Source organism: Ruegeria sp. AH3 (assembly GCF_056536265.1).
In genome coordinates this window covers 1202538-1220532 of record NZ_JBQFJL010000001.1, presented here as the reverse complement: position 1 = coordinate 1220532, position 17995 = coordinate 1202538, and the positions used below count along the sequence as shown (strand labels likewise).

The 17995-nt window shown below is 58.3% G+C and carries 17 protein-coding genes; 15 read left to right on the top strand and 2 right to left on the bottom strand.

The window, feature by feature from the left end; all coding sequences use genetic code 11:
- The first annotated feature begins 3 nt into the window (after positions 1-3).
- The 8 genes from ACR3EM_RS06070 (at position 4) to ACR3EM_RS06035 (ending at position 7055) form a co-directional block, all read left to right on the top strand.
- The gene (locus ACR3EM_RS06070; RefSeq protein WP_480469904.1) at positions 4-813 is read left to right on the top strand and encodes a glutamate racemase; all 810 of its coding nucleotides are present in this window, start codon (positions 4-6) and stop codon (positions 811-813) included.
- A 93-nt stretch (positions 814-906) separates the two neighbouring features.
- Entirely contained in the window at positions 907-1935 is a 1029-nt protein-coding gene (argC, locus tag ACR3EM_RS06065) for an N-acetyl-gamma-glutamyl-phosphate reductase (protein ID WP_480469903.1), read from the top strand.
- Between the two features lie 7 nt (positions 1936-1942).
- Positions 1943-2389 (top strand): cytochrome c maturation protein CcmE, encoded by a 447-nt coding sequence (ccmE, locus tag ACR3EM_RS06060; protein WP_480469902.1) that lies wholly within the window; start codon positions 1943-1945, stop codon positions 2387-2389.
- Positions 2390-2539: 150 nt separating this feature from the next.
- Positions 2540-3151, top strand: a complete 612-nt coding sequence (locus ACR3EM_RS06055; protein ID WP_480469901.1) for a holin-associated N-acetylmuramidase — start codon at positions 2540-2542, stop codon at positions 3149-3151.
- Positions 3142-3708, top strand: coding sequence for a holin family protein (locus ACR3EM_RS06050; protein WP_480469900.1), 567 nt, complete (start codon positions 3142-3144; stop codon positions 3706-3708). The genes ACR3EM_RS06055 and ACR3EM_RS06050 overlap by 10 nt, the downstream gene beginning before the upstream one ends.
- 74 nt (positions 3709-3782) lie before the next feature.
- A complete protein-coding gene (locus tag ACR3EM_RS06045) occupies positions 3783-5747 on the top strand; it encodes a heme lyase CcmF/NrfE family subunit (RefSeq protein WP_480469899.1) in 1965 nt (654 codons plus the stop codon).
- Entirely contained in the window at positions 5744-6205 is a 462-nt protein-coding gene (locus tag ACR3EM_RS06040) for a cytochrome c-type biogenesis protein (RefSeq protein ID WP_480469898.1), read from the top strand. Before ACR3EM_RS06045 ends, ACR3EM_RS06040 begins: the two co-directional genes overlap by 4 nt.
- A 73-nt stretch (positions 6206-6278) precedes the next feature.
- Entirely contained in the window at positions 6279-7055 is a 777-nt protein-coding gene (locus ACR3EM_RS06035; protein ID WP_480469897.1) for an enoyl-CoA hydratase-related protein, read from the top strand.
- A gap of 8 nt (positions 7056-7063) precedes the next feature.
- On the opposite strand, the gene bmt is transcribed toward ACR3EM_RS06035, so the two are convergent.
- Both bmt and ACR3EM_RS06025 read right to left on the bottom strand, forming a co-directional pair.
- On the bottom strand, positions 7064-8077 hold the full coding sequence (bmt, locus tag ACR3EM_RS06030) for a betaine--homocysteine S-methyltransferase (RefSeq protein WP_480469896.1): 1014 nt from the start codon (positions 8075-8077) through the stop codon (positions 7064-7066).
- A gap of 124 nt (positions 8078-8201) precedes the next feature.
- Complete coding sequence (locus ACR3EM_RS06025; protein ID WP_480469895.1) at positions 8202-8522, bottom strand: DUF1476 domain-containing protein; 321 nt, start codon at positions 8520-8522, stop codon at positions 8202-8204.
- A gap of 186 nt (positions 8523-8708) precedes the next feature.
- Here ACR3EM_RS06025 and purC point away from each other — a divergent pair, with 186 nt between their 5' ends.
- The 7 genes from purC to ACR3EM_RS05990 all read left to right on the top strand — a co-directional run bounded on the left by purC (position 8709) and on the right by ACR3EM_RS05990 (position 17971).
- On the top strand, positions 8709-9464 hold the full coding sequence (gene purC / locus ACR3EM_RS06020; RefSeq protein ID WP_480469894.1) for a phosphoribosylaminoimidazolesuccinocarboxamide synthase: 756 nt from the start codon (positions 8709-8711) through the stop codon (positions 9462-9464).
- A gap of 99 nt (positions 9465-9563) precedes the next feature.
- Positions 9564-9794, top strand: a complete 231-nt coding sequence (purS, locus tag ACR3EM_RS06015; RefSeq protein ID WP_170374301.1) for a phosphoribosylformylglycinamidine synthase subunit PurS — start codon at positions 9564-9566, stop codon at positions 9792-9794.
- 4 nt (positions 9795-9798) lie between these two features.
- Complete coding sequence (locus ACR3EM_RS06010; protein ID WP_480469893.1) at positions 9799-10842, top strand: zinc-dependent alcohol dehydrogenase family protein; 1044 nt, start codon at positions 9799-9801, stop codon at positions 10840-10842.
- Positions 10843-10853: 11 nt separating this feature from the next.
- Positions 10854-11522 (top strand): phosphoribosylformylglycinamidine synthase subunit PurQ, encoded by a 669-nt coding sequence (gene purQ / locus ACR3EM_RS06005; RefSeq protein WP_480469892.1) that lies wholly within the window; start codon positions 10854-10856, stop codon positions 11520-11522.
- A 36-nt stretch (positions 11523-11558) separates the two neighbouring features.
- Entirely contained in the window at positions 11559-13337 is a 1779-nt protein-coding gene (locus ACR3EM_RS06000; protein WP_480469891.1) for a sensor histidine kinase, read from the top strand.
- Between the two features lie 11 nt (positions 13338-13348).
- On the top strand, positions 13349-14683 hold the full coding sequence (locus tag ACR3EM_RS05995; RefSeq protein WP_480469890.1) for a sigma-54-dependent transcriptional regulator: 1335 nt from the start codon (positions 13349-13351) through the stop codon (positions 14681-14683).
- Positions 14684-15190: 507 nt separating this feature from the next.
- Positions 15191-17971 carry an Rne/Rng family ribonuclease gene (locus tag ACR3EM_RS05990; protein WP_480471898.1) on the top strand — a complete coding sequence of 927 codons (2781 nt, stop codon included), beginning with the start codon at positions 15191-15193 and terminating at the stop codon, positions 17969-17971.
- The last annotated feature ends 24 nt before the right edge of the window (positions 17972-17995 follow it).

Sequence of the window (17995 nt, the reverse complement as noted above, 5' to 3'; positions counted from 1 at the left end):
CAAATGGCAGTAGGTATCTTTGATTCCGGGTTGGGCGGTCTGACTGTCCTGAACGCCGCGCAGAAACGTCTGCCCGACGTGGATTTTCTGTATTATGCGGACAGCGCGCACGCGCCCTACGGTGTGCGCGATGCCGAGGATATCTATAACCTGACGCGAGACGCTGTGCAGAACCTGTGGGATAGCGGCTGCAATCTGGTGATTCTGGCCTGCAACACCGCGAGCGCTGCCGCTCTGCGTCGGATGCAAGAGGCGGGTGTCCCCGAGGGAAAGCGCGTGCTGGGTGTCTTCGTGCCTCTGATCGAGGCGCTGACGGAACGGCAATGGGGCGATAACTCTCCACCACGCGAGGTGCAGGTGCAGCATGTCGCGCTGTTTGCGACACCCGCGACCGTGTCCAGCCGCGCATTTCAGCGGGAACTGGCGTTCCGGGCGATTGGCGTGGACGTAGAGGCACAAGCCTGCGGCGGTGTCGTCGACGCCATTGAAGACGGTGACATGATCTTGGCCGAGGCTTTGGTGCGCAGCCATGTTGATGCCCTGAAGCGCAAGATGCCGGAACCGCAAGCAGCGATTCTGGGCTGTACACATTATCCGCTGATGGCAGAGACGTTTCAGCAGGCGCTTGGTCCGGATGTGAAGGTTTACAGTCAGGGTGACTTGGTTGCTGAGAGCCTGGCAGATTACCTGAAACGCCATCCAAATATGCTGGGTGAAGGTAAGTCTGGCTTCCTCACAACGGGCAAGCCGGGGGTGGTGACGGATCGTGCGACCCAGTTCCTCCGACGACAAATCACCTTTGCGGCCGCCTGACCAAGGTCAAGGACGGCACCTTTTCCATCTCGTATTTCGTTGACCGTCACAGCGGCGGTCACCCATGTGACACATGAATGAAAGAGGTCTGACATGACCCACAAAATCGCAATCCTGGGTGCTTCCGGCTATACCGGCGCAGAACTCGTACGGCTGATTGCCGGGCATCCGAATATGGAAATCAAAGCTCTGGCCGCCGAGCGCAAGGCAGGGCAGACCATGGCACAGGTGTTTCCACATTTACGCCATATGGATTTGCCGGTGCTCTGCAAAATTTCTGAGATCGATTTTTCGCAGATCGATCTGTGTTTCTGTGCCTTGCCGCATAAAACCAGTCAGGAAGTCATTCGGGACTTGCCCAATACTCTGAAAATCGTCGACCTTTCGGCGGATTTCCGGCTGCGGGATGGCGATGAATACCAGAAATGGTACGGCAACCCGCACGCCGCGCTGGGGCATCAAGAAGAAGCCGTCTATGGTCTCACCGAGTTTTACCGGGATGACATTCGCGCCGCGCGGCTGGTCGCCGGGACCGGATGCAACGCCGCGACCGGGCAATATGTGCTGCGGCCGCTGATCTCGGCGGGCGTGATTGATCTGGATGACATCATTCTGGACCTGAAATGCGCTGTCTCGGGTGCGGGTCGCGCTTTGAAAGAGAACCTGCTGCACGCAGAGCTAAGCGAAGGCGCGAACGCCTATGCGGTAGGTGGGACGCACCGGCATCTGGGTGAGTTCGATCAGGAGTTCTCGGAACTGGCGGGTCGTACCGTACATGTGCAGTTCACACCGCATCTGATCCCGGCCAACCGGGGCATTCTGGCCACCACATATGTGAAGGGCGATCCGCAGAGCGTTTATGAGACGCTTCAATCGGCCTATGAAGGCGAACCCTTCATTGAGATGTTGCCCTTCGGAGAAACACCTTCGACCCATCATGTTCGCGGTTCGAACTTCTGTCACATCGGGGTGGTCGGTGATCGGATCGAACGCCGCGCCATCGTGATTGCGGCACTGGATAACCTGACAAAAGGTAGCAGCGGGCAAGCCTTGCAGAACGCTAACCTGATGTTAGGTGAGGATGAAACCCTGGGGCTGATGATGGCCCCTCTGTTCCCGTGAGGACGGTATGAAAACGCTCAAGAAACGTCGTCGAATTCAGATCATTGTGCTAGCCGCGGTGGCCTTGGCCCTATCGACGGCGTTGATTGGCGTTGCCATGAAAGATGGCATTAACTTCTTCCGCTCTCCTAGTCAGGTGATCGCCGAGCCTCCACAACCGAACGAAGTGTTTCGCATCGGCGGTCTGGTCGAGGAAGGCTCGATCATTCGCGGGCAGGGTGAGACGGTGCGTTTCGTTGTGACCGATGGGGGCGAGAGCGTGCCCGTGGCTTTCACCGGTGTGCTGCCTGACTTGTTCTCTGAAAACCAAGGGATGGTGGGCACTGGAAGTTACGTCGATGGCGTCTTCGAAGCGACTGAAATTCTTGCGAAACATGATGAAACCTACATGCCGAAAGAGGTCGTAGACGCGCTGAAAGAGCAGGGTGTTTACAAAGAGAGCGGCGACAGCTGAACAGGCCATGGCGGCCTTCCTCCGACAGAGGTTTTTTAGAACAGAAGAAACAGGGTGTTGCGCGCAGAAAGCGGGCAACGCCCTTTGATTTGTCGAGGTGTTAATGCCTTTGCTTGACCGTTTGAGCCATCTGAGCAAAGGGGTGGTTCAATGCAGACGGTTCGGCAGATCGCTGAAGGTATCGTTACGCGCGAAGGTGGCTTTGTTGATGATCCGGATGATCCCGGCGGCGCGACGAAGTACGGTGTCACAATTCACACGATACGACGCTTGGGCCTGGACTTGACCGGTGATAGGGCAGTGAACCGCGCCGATGTGCGAGCGTTGACCCGAGTGCAGGCCGTTGAGATCTATCTGAAACACTATTTTTCGAGGCCCAAGATTGATCGGTTACCCGAGGTGTTATGGCCCACGGTATTCGACATGCATGTAAATGCGGGGGTGCAGGCGGTGACGATTCTGCAGAATCTGTTGCGCCGGATGGGATATGATCTTGCCATAGATGGGCTGGTCGGACCCCAGACTGCGCAGGCCTGCGAGAATGCGGCAGAGCCAAAACCAACCGTGCTGAGGGATGCCTATGGGATCGAACGTCGAAACTACTACTTGCGGCTGGCGGATCGAAAACCAGCATTGCGCAAATACGCCAGAACCAGGGCCGGTGGGAAAGGCGGATGGATCAGACGGGCTGAGGAGTTTTTGTCGCCCATCTATCACCTGAATGATGCAGAGTTTCAGCGGAGGGTTTCGGAATGGGATTGATTTCGGGGCTTTTGGGCCTGTTGTTCGGCAGTGGTCGAAATGTGGTTAGGGAAACGGCAGAAGTTTTTCGCGAAAACAGCGAAAGCGGGGCCGCGCGCGCGACGATGTTGCAAGCTTCGGCGATGACCCAGTTCGGAGCCGAGTTTCAGGCTCAGGGGAAAGGTTGTTTTGATCGGTTCATCGACGGTTTGAATCGCCTGCCGCGCCCGGCAATGGCATTGGGCACTTTGGGACTATTTGTCTCCGCAATGATCGATCCGGTTTGGTTTGCCCAGCGAATGCAGGGCATCGCACTTGTACCCGAGCCTCTCTGGTGGTTGTTGGGCGTTATCGTCACCTTCTATTTCGGGGCACGCCATCAGGTTAAAGCACAGGATTTCCAACGGGAAATCAGCAGCTCGATGCGTCTTCTGCCCGATGTTGTCGCCAACCTCGAAACGCTTGGTGCCTTGAAAAGCGATAGCTCCGACACCACAGATACAGCGATTGAGACGGAAGAGGTTAAGGCCGACTCCAACCCCGCGCTTAATGAATGGAGACGCTTGCGCAGAAGCTAAGGCGCGACATTGTGTACGGCGGTTGCGGGCGAATGTGAATGGCGCTTGGCGGGCCTTCGTACTATAAGTCCGCCATGATTACAGAGCTCGGACATTTCGCACTGATCCTCGCCTTTCTGGTTGCCATCGTTCAGACCTTGGTACCGCTTGTAGGCGCCGCAAAACGCTGGACCGGATGGATGGTATTTGCTGAGCCGGCAGCCATAACACAGTTCATTCTGACTGCGTTTTCGTTTGGCGCTCTGGTCTGGGCTTTTACGACGTCTGACTTCTCGTTACGGATCGTGGTTGAGAACAGCCATTCGGCGAAACCAATGCTCTACAAGGTCAGTGGAACCTGGGGTAACCACGAAGGATCGATGCTGCTGTGGGTGCTGATTGTCGCGCTGTTTGGTGCCATGGCTGCGGTCTTTGGCGGGGGGCTGCCACCAACGTTGAAAGCACGGGTGCTGGCTGTTCAAGCGGCGATCGGCGTAGCGTTTTATGCCTTCATTCTGTTCACCTCGAACCCCTTTGACCGGTTGCCTGTTCCGCCGTTTGACGGGCGTGATCTCAACCCACTCTTGCAAGATCCGGGTTTGGCCTTCCACCCGCCGTTCCTGTATCTGGGCTACGTTGGTCTCAGCATGGCGTTTAGCTTTGCTGTTGCTGCATTGATCGAAGGCCGGGTTGACGCGGCATGGGGGCGTTGGGTGCGTCCCTGGACTCTGGCTGCTTGGATCTTCCTGACCATCGGCATCGCGCTTGGGTCCTGGTGGGCCTATTACGAGCTTGGTTGGGGCGGGTTCTGGTTCTGGGATCCGGTTGAAAATGCCAGCTTCATGCCCTGGCTTCTTGCTGCCGCGCTGCTGCATTCGGCCATTGTGGTCGAAAAGCGCGAGGCGCTGAAAAGCTGGACCATCTTGCTGGCGATCATCGCCTTCGGCTTCTCGTTGATCGGTACCTTCATCGTACGCTCAGGTCTGCTGACTTCGGTCCACGCATTCGCCAACGACCCCGAGCGCGGCGTGTTCATCCTGTTCATCCTCGTGGTCTTCACAGGCGGTGCCCTGACCCTGTTTGCCGCACGCGCGCAAGCGATGGAGGCGAAGGGTGTCTTTGGTATGGTCAGCCGCGAAAGTGCGCTGGTTTTGAACAACATCCTGCTGGCAGTCAGCTGTTTCGTGGTGTTCTTTGGCACACTCTGGCCGATGGTGGCTGAGATGGCGTTTGATCGAAAGCTTTCGGTCGGTGCGCCGTTCTTCAACGCTGCATTCACGCCCTTTATGGTAGTGCTTGGGATAGTCCTTCCATTGGGTGCGATGATACCGTGGAAGCGCGGTCGCTTAGGCAAGGCGGCGTGGTCTCTGCGTTATGCTTTCGTCTTGGCCGTTGCACTGGCGATACTGGTTTGGGTTCTTCAGACCGGGCGTAGCGCGTTGGGGCCAGTGGGGCTGTTCCTCGGGGCGTGGATTACCTTTGGAGCCATTGTTGATCTGTGGAGCCGTACGGGGCGCAAGGGCAGCCTTGCTCGCTTGTTCCGCTTGCCGGGTGCCGATTGGGGCAAGGCCGTCGCTCATACGGGTCTGGGTGTCACCATGTTTGCCATCGCAGGTTTAACCGCTTGGGAGGTGGAAGATATCCGCGTTGCGCAACCTGGTGAGCCGTTCGAGGTTGGTCAGTTCACATTGACGCTGCAGGATGTACGACGCGTTGAGGGGCCGAATTATTTCTCGACCACCGCCGACGTTGCAGTTGAGTTGAATGGCCGTCCGATCACGATGCTACACCCCGAGAAACGCGACTATCCGGTGGCGCGTATGCCCACGACAGAGGCGGCGATTGACTATCGCTTCCTGCGCGATCTCTACGTAGTGATCGGAGACCAGCAAGCGGACGGAGGTTGGGTCATGCGCACCTATATCAAACCTCTGGCCAACTGGATCTGGGCTGGGTGCATTTTGATGTCTCTGGGCGGTTTGCTCAGCCTGTCGGACCGCCGCTTCCGAGTGGCGGCAGGCGCACGCAAGACGCCAGCAAGCGGAGTACCCGCAGAATGAAACGCCTCGTTCTGATCCTGATCCTGATGTTGATGGCTGGCCCGCTTATGGCCGTGCAACCGGATGAAATTCTGGACGATCCCGTGCTTGAAGAGCGCGCGCGGGAACTCAGCACCGGGCTGCGCTGTCTGGTGTGCCGGAATGAAAGCATCGACGAAAGCAACGCCGATCTTGCGCGCGACCTGCGTATTCTTCTGCGTGAGCGGTTGGTGGCCGGAGACACGGATCAGGAGGCGGTGGATTTCATTGTCGACCGCTATGGTGAATACGTACTGCTAAAGCCCACAATAACAGGGTCGAACCTTATGTTGTGGCTGGCTGGTCCCGTCATGTTGCTGATCGCAGCAGGCATGGGGTGGAGCTTCTTGCGCAAACGGGCGCATGCACAGGCTTCCGGCCCCGGTGATAAACTCAGCGAAGAAGAACAAGAGCGTCTGCGCCAAATTCTGAAAGACTGACGCGCGGTTCTTCTTTTCCTTCCCTCACATTTGCGTAAGGTTTTGCAAAACGCTGCGCTGGTGAGGTTTTTCGATGGAATACAAAGCAGTCCAATTGGAGATTGCAGATGATCTGGCGGTTCTGACACTGAACCGGCCGGACAAAATGAACGCACTGACCACTCAGATGCGGGCTGAAGTTACTTATGCCATGAAAGAGGCCGCACGGCAGGCGCGCGCTATCGTTCTGACTGGTGCGGGGCCTGCCTTCTGTTCCGGTCAGGATCTGGGAGACGCCTCAAGCACAGGTTCGATCGATCTGGAACGCGCTTTGCGGGATGAGTATGAGCCGATGCTTGAAGCAGTCTACGACTGTCCGGTTCCAACCATCGCCGCTGTCAACGGGCCGGCGGCAGGGGCAGGGGCCAATCTGGCACTGTGCGCGGATGTGGTGATCGCGACTGAGAGCGCTTATTTCCTGCAGGCCTTTGCCCGGATCGGTCTGTTGCCCGATGCCGGTGGCACGTGGTTCATGCCGCGCCAGATGGGGTTTGCCAAGGCGATGGGCGCGGCGTTGTTTGCTGACAAGATCAGCGCGCGACAAGCGGATGAGTGGGGTCTGATCTGGGAAGCCGTGGCGGATGATCAGTTTGATGCGCATTGGCGTAAAAGGGCTGCCTATCTGGCCAACGGCCCGACCGCAGGTTTCCGTGCGATCAAACAGGCAATTCGGGGCACCTACGACAACACTCTGCCGCAGCAACTGGCGGCTGAGGCGCATCTGCAAGGTGAATGCGGACGCACGCGCGACTTTGCCGAAGGAGTCGTTGCTTTCCTTGAAAAGCGCCCCGCGAAGTTCGAGGGACGCTGATCGTCACATTATGCCCGGCGACGACGACGAGTACGCCGTTCTGGCGCGGCGTCGTCCCCGGTGCCGTCCGAGGCAGAGGTGAACGGGCCGAGCGCCAGCGTGATCTCATCCAGAGTTGGGCGATTGCCACGCGGTCGCGTGTCCAGTGCTTTGCGCATCTCGCGCAGATGCGCAGGCATCGTACCGCAGCAGCCGCCGATAATGGTCGCGCCTGAATCACGGGCCATCGCAGCGTATTGCCCCATCAGCTCGGGTGTACCGTCATAGTGGATGTGCCCGTCCACATATTTCGGGATACCCGCATTTCCCTTGGAAATCAGGGGACGCTCGGTACCCTGCGCTGCAAATCCCAGGATGGTGCGCAGAATATCCGAAGCACCCGTTCCGCAATTGGCACCGAAGGCCAAAGGCGGATTAGGCAGAGTTTCAACCATTGTCGCCAGATCGGATGAGGTCACGCCCATCATCGTGCGACCGGCAGTGTCAAAGCTCATGGTGCCGCACCAGGGCATATCGGCCAGTGCGAAGGCCTCGGCTGCGGCGCGGAACTCTTCCGGCGCGCTAATGGTCTCAAGCCACAGCACATCGGCACCACCGGCTTTCAGTGCCTCGGCCTGTTCGTGGAACATCTCGACCGCTTCCGCATGGGTCAGGCTGCCAACGGGTTCCATGATCTCTCCGGTCGGGCCGACCGAACCCGCCACGATCACGGGGCGGCCTGCCTTGTCTGCGACCTCACGGCCAAGTTCCGCACCGATACGGTTCAACTCAGCCACGCGACCCTGAGCGTCATGCAATTTCAGCCGCGCCGCAGTGCCGCCGAATGTGTTGGTCAGGAATAGATCACTGCCTGCATCGATCGAATCCTGATACAGCGCGCGGATCTTGTCGGGCGCATCGACATTCCACAGCTCGGGCGCGTCGCCGGATTGCAGGCCCATGTTGAACAGGTTGGTGCCAGTCGCACCATCCGCAAGGATGACATCGACCGTTTCCAGAAGCTTGCTGAGCGCGTTTGTCATTTGGGAATTCCAAAAAATAGGGGCTTGAGCCCAAAAAATGTGAGACACCCCGTGTCTCACGACCGGGGCGTCAAATCAAACTCATAAAACTCATGAAGATCATGAGTATTGCATTTTCAGGCCATCAGTGTTCGGCTTCTGCCATCACCTGTTCTTTGGCTTCGACAAGAAGTTCTGCCATTTTCGAACGGATCTTGGCCTCGTCTGCGAGATCGCCAAGATAGCCCTTGACCGCCTCGACAACATCGTCTTCGCTGACATTCTGCAGATCGGCATGGACCAATACCTCGCCGTATTTCCGTGCCTGTTCAACGGTTTCGCCCTTCAGCGTCGACGCCCAAACCGCCATAAATCGATTGCGGCGCATACGTGCGATGAACTGCATCTTTTCGTCATGGGCGAATTTGCTTTCAAACGCGGCTTCACGTTCGTCGAATGTGGTCATTGGTTGGGGACCCCTTGGATTACGATTTCTTTCTGATGATATGACAATACGACACCCGGGGCGCAAGGTATTTGCGCTGCGTCAAAGGCCCTCGGGGTAGCGAACTTGCGAGAACGCGGGGCTTGCACTATGAGGGCGCCAACGTGAAGGGACTCATTCCCTTTCTTCAGCCTGGAAAGGTCGCTCATGGCGCGTCGCAAGAAGATTTACGAAGGTAAGGCAAAGATTCTGTATGAGGGCCCCGAGCCGGGCACCATCGTGCAGTACTTCAAGGACGACGCCACCGCGTTCAACGCCGAAAAGAAAGATGTCATCGACGGTAAGGGGGTTCTGAACAACCGCCTGAGCGAATTCTTCATGACCGGCCTGACACAGATCGGCATTCCGAACCACTTCATCCGCCGCCTCAACATGCGCGAGCAACTGGTCCGGAATTGCGAGATCGTTCCGCTGGAAGTGATCGTGCGCAATTATGCCGCTGGCTCTATGTCCAAACGTCTGGGCATTGCAGAAGGTACGCAGCTGCCGCGCCCGATCGTTGAATATTGCTATAAGGATGATGCTTTGGGTGATCCGCTGGTCACCGAAGAACACATTGCGGCCTTCGGTTGGGCCAGCCAGCAGGACATGGACGATATCCTCAGCCTCGCGCTGCGCGTGAATGATTTCATGAGCGGCGTGATGCTGGCCGTCGGTATCCGTCTGGTTGATTTCAAGATCGAGATCGGCCGGGTTTTTGAAGGCGACTATCAGCGCCTCATCGTCGCGGATGAGATCAGCCCCGATAGCTGCCGTTTGTGGGACATTGAAACCGGCCAGAAGCTGGACAAGGACGTGTTCCGGCGCGATCTGGGCAGCTTGACCGACGCCTATTCCGAGGTCGCACGCCGCCTTGGCGTTCTGCCGAAAAGCAATGTAACCAAGCCGACCCTGATCAACTGATCCTGCCCCTTGAGGCAGGGTTGTCCGACAGACCCAAGCGGGATATCCCGCACGCAACGAAACGGACCGGAGAGCGGTCCACGACTGGAGTTTTCGAACATGAAGGCACGTGTGCATGTGATGCTCAAGAACGGGGTTCTGGACCCGCAGGGCGAGGCTGTGCGTCACGCATTGGGTGCAATGGGTTTTGATCAGGTCGAAGGTGTGCGTCAGGGCAAGGTCATCGATCTGGAACTCGCCGAAGGTGCGACCGAGGCTGACGTGACCGAGATGTGCGAAAAGCTGTTGGCCAACACGGTCATCGAACGCTACGAGATCGAACTGGTCTAAGGGCATGCGGGCCGCGCGTCTGATCTCTTATCGACAGCCGCTTGAGGTGACGACGGTTCCTGACCCGGAACCGGCGGAGGATGGCGTTGTCGTGCGGGTTCTGGCTTGTGGCGTATGCCGCTCTGACTGGCACGCATGGTCCGGTTCGGACCCGGATGTTGTCCTGCCGATGATCCCAGGCCATGAGTACTGCGGCGAAGTTGTCGCGGTCGGCAGCCGGGTCAGCCGGTGGCGCGTCGGGGATCGGGTGATTGCACCTTTCATTCTGGCCTGCGGGCATTGTTCCGATTGTGCGCAGGGCCATCAGACGATCTGCTCCGATCAAGTTGTTCCGGGGTTCACCTGTGATGGTGCCTTCGCCGAATTCATTTCGGTTGCCCATGCAGATGCGAATCTGACCGCTCTGCCTGACACATTGGCTCCTGAGATTGCGGCGGCGCTGGGATGCCGGGTGACGACCGCGTGGCAGGCCTTGGTCGGTCGGGCGCAGATACAGGGCGGGGAATGGCTGGCCGTCTTCGGTGGCGGAGGGGTCGGTAACTCGCTGCTGCTGCTGGGCAAAGCGTTAGGCGCTCGCGTGATTGTGGTCGACATTGCAGACGACAAGCTGGCCTATGCAAAAAACCTTGGCGCAGACGCAGTGGTCAACGCGGCCACCTGTGACGCGCCACAAGCGGTCAAAGACCTGACGGGCGGTGGCGCACACGTTGCTATCGAGGCTCTGGGCATCGAGGTCACAACCGTATCCGCCATGCGTTCACTGCGCAAACTGGGCCGGATGGTGCAGATCGGTATGCCTGCTGGCGATCACACCACAATGGCTCTGCCGATGGATGTTCTCTATTCCGGTCAATTGTCCGTCTACGGAACACGCGGCATGCCCAGTTGGCGCTATCCGTCGCTTCTGTCGTTGATCGCAGGCGGAGGGGTCGACCTGAGCCCGCTGGTCACGCGTCAAATCACACTGAATCAAGCAAGCGCTGAGCTTGCCGCCTTTGACCATCCAACGCCTCCGGGTGTTGCCGTTATCACTGACTTTGTCTCTTAGGAGGGTCCGCCATGCGCGCAGCCGTCATCGTTTTCCCCGGGTCCAACTGTGACCGCGATCTTGCCGTTGCTTTCGAACAGGCCGGGTTCTCGGTTGATATGGTCTGGCACAAAGACGCCACACTGCCTGAGGGCGTCGATATTGTCGGCGTGCCGGGGGGCTTCTCGTATGGCGATTACCTGCGCTGTGGCGCGATTGCCGCGCAATCGCCGATCTGCAAGGCATTGGCCGCTCATACCGAACGGGGTGGCTATGCAGTAGGTATTTGCAACGGTTTTCAGGTCCTGACCGAAACCGGCATTCTGCCGGGCGCGCTGCTGCGGAACGCGGGTCTCAAATACATCTGCAAGACAATCGGTCTGAAAGTCGCAACCAGCAACAGTGCTTTCACCGAAGGCTACAATGCCGGGGATGTGATCGACATTCCGATTGCGCATCATGACGGCAATTATTTCGCTGATGATGAGACTCTGGCGGCGCTGAAAGATCAGGACCGCATCGCCTTTACATATGCCGACAATCCCAACGGTTCGCGTGACGATATCGCAGGCATTTTGTCAAACAACCGTCGCGTGTTGGGGATGATGCCGCATCCTGAAAGGGCGGCGGATTCAGGCCACGGAGGCACCGATGGGACGGCGCTCTTCCGCGCATTGGCAGGGGTGCTGGCACCAGCGTGACTTGAGGTGATCGGTCGGGACGCGTAGCGTCAAAGGATGAGTGCGGAAGATCAACCACACAGCGCTGGATTTTTGAATCGGCTGCGCGGGTCGCCTATGGGCTGGCGACTGCGCCTTGCCGTCTTCCTGTTGCTGATTGCGACCGTCGCCACGGTATGGATCACCAACAGCCTTCTGACCGACCGCTTTACGGAATCCACACGCAACCGCGCCGAACTGCGCCTGACGCTGTATTCCGGCAACCTGCTGAGTGAACTGCGGCGCAACTCGATTGTGCCGCAATTGCTTGCGCGGGACCCGACGCTGATCTCGGCGCTTCAATCCAGTGATTATACGTTGTCCAGCCAACGCCTGATCTCTTTTGTTGAAGAGATCGGGGCGGCCTCAATCTTTCTGCTGGATCGGGACGGGCTGACACGGGCGGCGACCGAGCGGAATCGGCTGGGCGAGGGACATCGCAGTTCTCCTTATTTCATTGACGCGATGCGCTCCAACGCCACCATATTTTCGGTGATTCCGCGCGAAGCAGGCGGTTACAGTTTTACCTATTCGCGCCGGATCGAGGCCAATTCCGAAATCCTTGGCGTGATCGTGGTTGAGGTAGACCTTCAAAAATTCGAACGCGCCTGGGCCGGGATTTCGGATGCGGTGATGGTTACGGACAGTACCGGAACAATTATTCTTTCGACGGAACCTCAATGGCGTGGTCTGGACGAAAGCACCGCTATCCTGCGGCAACCTCCGCAAAGTGCGATACAGCGCGCGATCCGAGCTACAACGGACTGGAATGCGTTGCCGCCCGACGCGTATCTGCAGGGCGAGGCGGTGATGCGGATGGAGACCCGTATTCCCTTCCGAGGATGGCAGATGATGTCGTTTACCACCTATTCCTCGATACGGGAGAAGGTGAATAGCGTTCTGGCGCTGGAAATCATGGCGTTTGCGATTCTTCTGGCGCTGGCTTTCTATGCGCTCAGCCGTAGGGCCACGTCACGCATGACTTTGTTCCAACGCGAGTCGGCGGAGCTTCGCGCATTGAACGTAAGGCTGCAGCGGGAAATTGCTGAGCGGGAACGCGTTGAAAAGACGCTGGAAGTTGCCGAGCAAACTCTTGCGCAAAGCTCGAAATTGGCGGCGCTCGGTGAGATGTCTGCGGCGGTCAGTCACGAGTTGAACCAGCCGCTGGCTGCGATGAAAACCTATCTTGCGGGCGCGCGTCTGTTGCTGCGTCGGAACCGGCCCGAAGAGGCGCTGGCCAGCTTTGGCCGCATCGACGGGCTGATCGAACGGATGGGGGCAATCACGCGCCAGCTCAAATCTTATGCGCGTAAGGGCGCGGATGCGTTTTCGCCTGTAAACCTTGGCGAAGCGCTGGCATCAAGCCTATCGATGATGGAACCGCAGCTGCGCCAGCGGCATGTTAAGATCACGCAGATTTTGCCCGAAGAACCTGTTATAGTGATGGGAGATCGGATGCGGATCGAACAGGTTATGGTCAATCTCTTGCGCAATGCGCTGGACGCCACCAAATCTGTGCAGGAACCGGATGTCGAGATCATCCTCGCCGCGGGCGACACGGCCATACTGACCGTGCGCGACAATGGTCACGGGATCGAGGATATCGAGAACCTGTTTGAACCGTTCTACACGACCAAGCGCCCAGGAGACGGCGTGGGTCTGGGGCTTGCCATCTCGTCCGGGATCGTGAACGACCATGGCGGACGGCTGACCGCGCGCAACGGCCAACAGGGCGGCGCGGTGTTTGAGATGCAATTGCCCAATCTGGGAAGCGACGGCCTTGAGGCCGCGGAATAAAGGAAATGACTATGGCACAGGCCATGAAAATCGCCATCGTGGATGATGAACAGGACATGCGCCAGTCGATCAGCCAATGGCTGGCTCTGTCGGGATATGACACCGAAACTTTCGCCAGCGCTGAGGATGCGCTCAAGGTGCTCGGGCCCGAATATCCGGGAATCGTGATCTCGGACATCAAGATGCCTGGGATGGATGGCATTCAATTGCTGAAAAAGCTGATGGGGGCGGACAGCACGCTGCCGGTGATCATGATCACAGGTCATGGCGACGTTCCTATGGCTGTTGAGGCGATGCGCGTCGGGGCGTTCGATTTCCTCGAAAAGCCCTTCAACCCTGACCGGATGTCTGAACTGGCCAAACGCGCCAGTAATGCGCGGCGTCTGACTTTGGACAACCGTGCCCTGCGGCGCGAGCTGTCGGGTGGTACGCAGATCATGAACAAGCTGATCGGGGCTAGCCCAGTCATGGAACGGCTGCGCGAGGATATTCTGGATTTGGGGCAGGCGGACGGCCATGTCCTGATTGATGGGGAAACCGGGACCGGCAAAACGTTGGTGGCCCACGCGCTGCACGCGGTTGGCAGCCGCGCTGGAAAGAAATTTGTGTTGGTCTCTTGTGCTGCGCTGGAAGAGGAAGCGTTGTCGAAACGCCTGTTCGGTCCGATGTTGCCCGAGGACACCCAATTGCCTGCCATCGAAGAGGCGCGTGGCGGTACGCTGGTCCTCGAAGATGTCGAAGCGCTGAGTGACACGCTGCAGGCGCGTTTGCTAAGTGTTATGAATGAGCAGGGGACGCCTGCAGAAACGCGGATCGTGGCGATTTCGAACCTGCAGGAAGCGGGCAAAACCTCCGAGGATGTTCTGCGACCGGACCTGTTCTATCGCCTTGCGGCGTTGCGCATCACGATGCCGCCCTTGCGTCAGCGCGGTGAAGACATTCTGACGTTGTTCACGCGTTTGAGCGAGCAGTTCGCCGAGGAATACGGCTGTGATTCACCTCAGGTCAGCGCTCAGGAGGCGGCACAGCTGTTGCAGGCACCGTGGCCGGGGAACGTGCGTCAGTTGATCAACATCGCGGAACGCGCTGTGCTGCAGTCACGACGCGGCTCGGGGACGATTGCTTCGCTGCTGATGTCCGATCATGAGGAAATGCAGCCGGTAATGACGACTGAGGGCAAGCCGCTGAAGGAATATGTCGAAGCCTTCGAACGGATGCTGATCGATAATACCATGCGGCGTCACAAGGGCTCAATCGCGTCGGTGATGGATGAGCTTTGCCTGCCGCGCCGGACGTTGAACGAGAAGATGGCCAAATACGGGCTGCAGCGTTCGGACTATTTGTAAGGGTCGTGAGGGGGCCAGCCCCCTCTTGAGCCTTCGGTTCAATTCACCCCCGAGATATTTATGGCCAGATGAAGGGATCCAGTGGCGCTTGAGGGCAGTGTCGTGCAGTTTGCCCATTGTCTTTTCCACAGGACTGCTTTTATTGTGAGCAGACGGGCCGGGCATTTGTGCCTGCAAGCCCCGTTATTTTGAGTTTCGCTGCTGAGCTGATGGTGAGGATCGATCCCGCGCGGCACGGCAGACCGATTGTGCCCTGGTTGGGGCAGATGAACGCCTGAGCCCGTAAATTCGGGCGAAAGGAATAAATGGGCGGGCCGCGTCGAGACGCGCCTGTCGGAGAAGAACCGCGATGACGCGCGCGCAACGATTGAGTATACGGGCAGGGGGCCAATGCGCCAGACCCTGCCGCGCGCCGTCCGATATCGCCCGTACAAGACACCTCCCCAAAAGCGCCTGTCCGCCTGGACGGGTCAGGACAACGCGTTTGGCGCGGTGCACCAAGGACACATGGCTAAGAAAATGCTTATCGATGCCACCCATGCGGAGGAAACCCGCGTTGTGGTGGTCGACGGAAACAAGGTTGAGGAATTTGACTTTGAATCCGAAAACAAACGCCAGCTTGCTGGCAACATCTATCTTGCAAAAGTAACTCGGGTCGAGCCGTCTCTGCAGGCGGCCTTTGTGGATTATGGCGGAAATCGTCATGGTTTCCTGGCCTTCTCGGAAATTCACCCGGACTATTATCAGATCCCCGTCGCTGACCGCGAGGCGCTGATGGAGGAAGAGCGCGCCTATGCTGAGGCCATGAAGGCGCGCGACGAGGCCGAAGAAGCAAAACCGAAAAAGCGCCGGTCGCGCTCGCGGTCCAAAGCTGCCGATGTGAAATCGGACGATCCGGTCGAGACGCTGGAGGTTTCCTCTGAGCCGACTGGCATGGAAACTATTGATCTGGATGACAGTGAAGAAGCCGATGTGCCTGAGGGGACATCGCCGATGGAGATTGTTGCCGAAACTCCGGTAGAAGAGCCCAGCGATAGTGTCGAGCCTGCGGCTGAGGAAGCGCCGGTAGAGGATGCCACATCAGAAGAGGCAGAACAGTCTGCTGAGGCCGTTGATGAGACCGCTGACGCGGAAGAAGAAGCTCCTGCCGAAGCAGAGGAAGTAGCCGGGGATGTCGCCTCGGAAGAGGTCGAGGCCGATTCTGATGTTGAAGAGGCAAAGGTTTCTGACGACGATCCGGATGCAGATGACGAGGCAGAAGGCAAAAGCACCGATGCAGCGTCGAAAGACGACTCAATCGAATCCGTAGCGGATGAAGATGATAGCGAAGACATTCGTCCTCCGCGCAAGCCGCGCCCGCGTCGTTACAAGATCCAGGAAGTGATCAAAGTGCGCCAGGTTCTGCTGGTGCAGGTCGTCAAGGAAGAGCGTGGCAATAAAGGTGCTGCGCTGACCACCTATTTGTCGCTGGCTGGCCGCTATTGTGTGCTGATGCCAAACACGGCACGTGGCGGCGGGATTAGCCGCAAGATCACCAACGCGGCAGATCGGAAGAAACTCAAGGATATTGCCGCTGAAATTGACGTACCGACCGGCGCGGGTCTTATCGTGCGTACGGCTGGGGCCAAGCGGACGAAATCCGAAATCAAGCGCGACTATGAATACCTGCAGCGCATGTGGGAGCAAATCCGCGAGCTGACGCTGCAATCCATCGCGCCTGCGAAGATTTATGAGGAAGGCGATCTGATCAAACGGTCGATCCGCGACCTGTACAACCGTGATATTGATGAGGTTCTGGTTGAAGGCGAGGGCGGTTACCGCATTGCCAAGGACTTCATGAAGATGATCATGCCGTCCCACGCCAAGAACGTGAAACGGTATGAGGACGCGCTGCCGCTCTTTGCACGCTACCAGGTGGAAAGCTATCTGGCGGGGATGTTCAACCCGACGGTCCAGCTGAAATCTGGCGGCTATATCGTGATCGGCGTAACCGAAGCGCTGGTGGCGATTGACGTGAACTCGGGTCGGGCGACCAAGGAAGGTTCGATCGAGGAAACCGCGCTCAAGACCAATCTTGAAGCTGCTGAAGAGGTTGCGCGTCAGCTGCGTCTGCGCGATTTGGCCGGTCTTATCGTCATCGATTTCATCGATATGGACGAACGCAAGAACAACGCGGCCGTCGAGAAGCGACTGAAAGACAAACTGAAGACTGATCGTGCACGCATTCAGGTGGGCCGGATTTCAGGCTTTGGCCTGCTTGAGATGAGCCGCCAGCGTCTGCGCCCCGGCATGATCGAGGCCACCACACAGCCGTGCCCGGCCTGTCATGGCACCGGCCTGATCCGTTCGGACGACAACATGGCGTTGTCGATCCTGCGCCAGATCGAAGAGGAAGGCACCCGCCGCCGTTCGCGTGAGGTTCTGGTGCGCTGCCCGGTCAGCATTGCGAACTTCCTGATGAACCAGAAGCGCGAACATATCGCGCAGATCGAGGCACGCTATGGCCTGTCGGTTCGGATCGAGGGCGACGTGCATCTGGTCAGCCCTGATTTCTCGATGGAGAAATTCAAGACCGCCAGCCGTGTGGTGCCTGAGGCGACGGCACCTGTAGTTTCGGTTGATGCCTCGCTGATGGACATGGTGGATGCCTCGGAAGAGGAAGAAGCCGTCGAAGAGACCGACGTACAGTCCGAAGAAGAAGCAAAACCCAAGCGCAAGCGGCGTCGGCGGCGTCGGAAGAAAAGCTCTGGCAATGCTGAGGCCGCAGAGGGTGGCGCCGAGACTTCGGACGACAACGCGGATGATGCTGTCGCGTCGGATGTTGCGAATGACGATGCAGCCGCTGAGGAAAAAGCAGTCGAAGAAGAGCCTGCTGTCGAAGCGGCGGAGAAGGCTGAGAAGCCTAAGAAGCGCCGTGCTCCGCGTCGTCGCAAGAAAGAGGTCGAAGCGGACGCTTCTGAGGAGGTTCAGCCTGCCGCAGAAGAGAGCACTTCCGAGCCTGAGCCGACCCAGGCAGAGGTTGCTGAAGTGGCAGCTGAGGAGCAGGATGCGGCAACTGAGAGCGCCGCAGTGGAGCCGGAACCAGAAGCCGTCGCAGACGACGTGTCGGAACCCGAAGCAGCCCCCGAGGCAGAAACAGCCGAGGTTGCTGAGCCTGAACCGGAAGTCGCGACCGAGGAAGCTCCTGCGGAAGAAACACCGGAACCTGTTCTTGAAACCGTTGCGGAAGAGCCCGAGCCAACCCCGGCCAAGCCGAAAAGGCGCGGTTGGTGGTCACTGGGGCAGTGATCGAAAGGGCGGGCCATCAGGTCC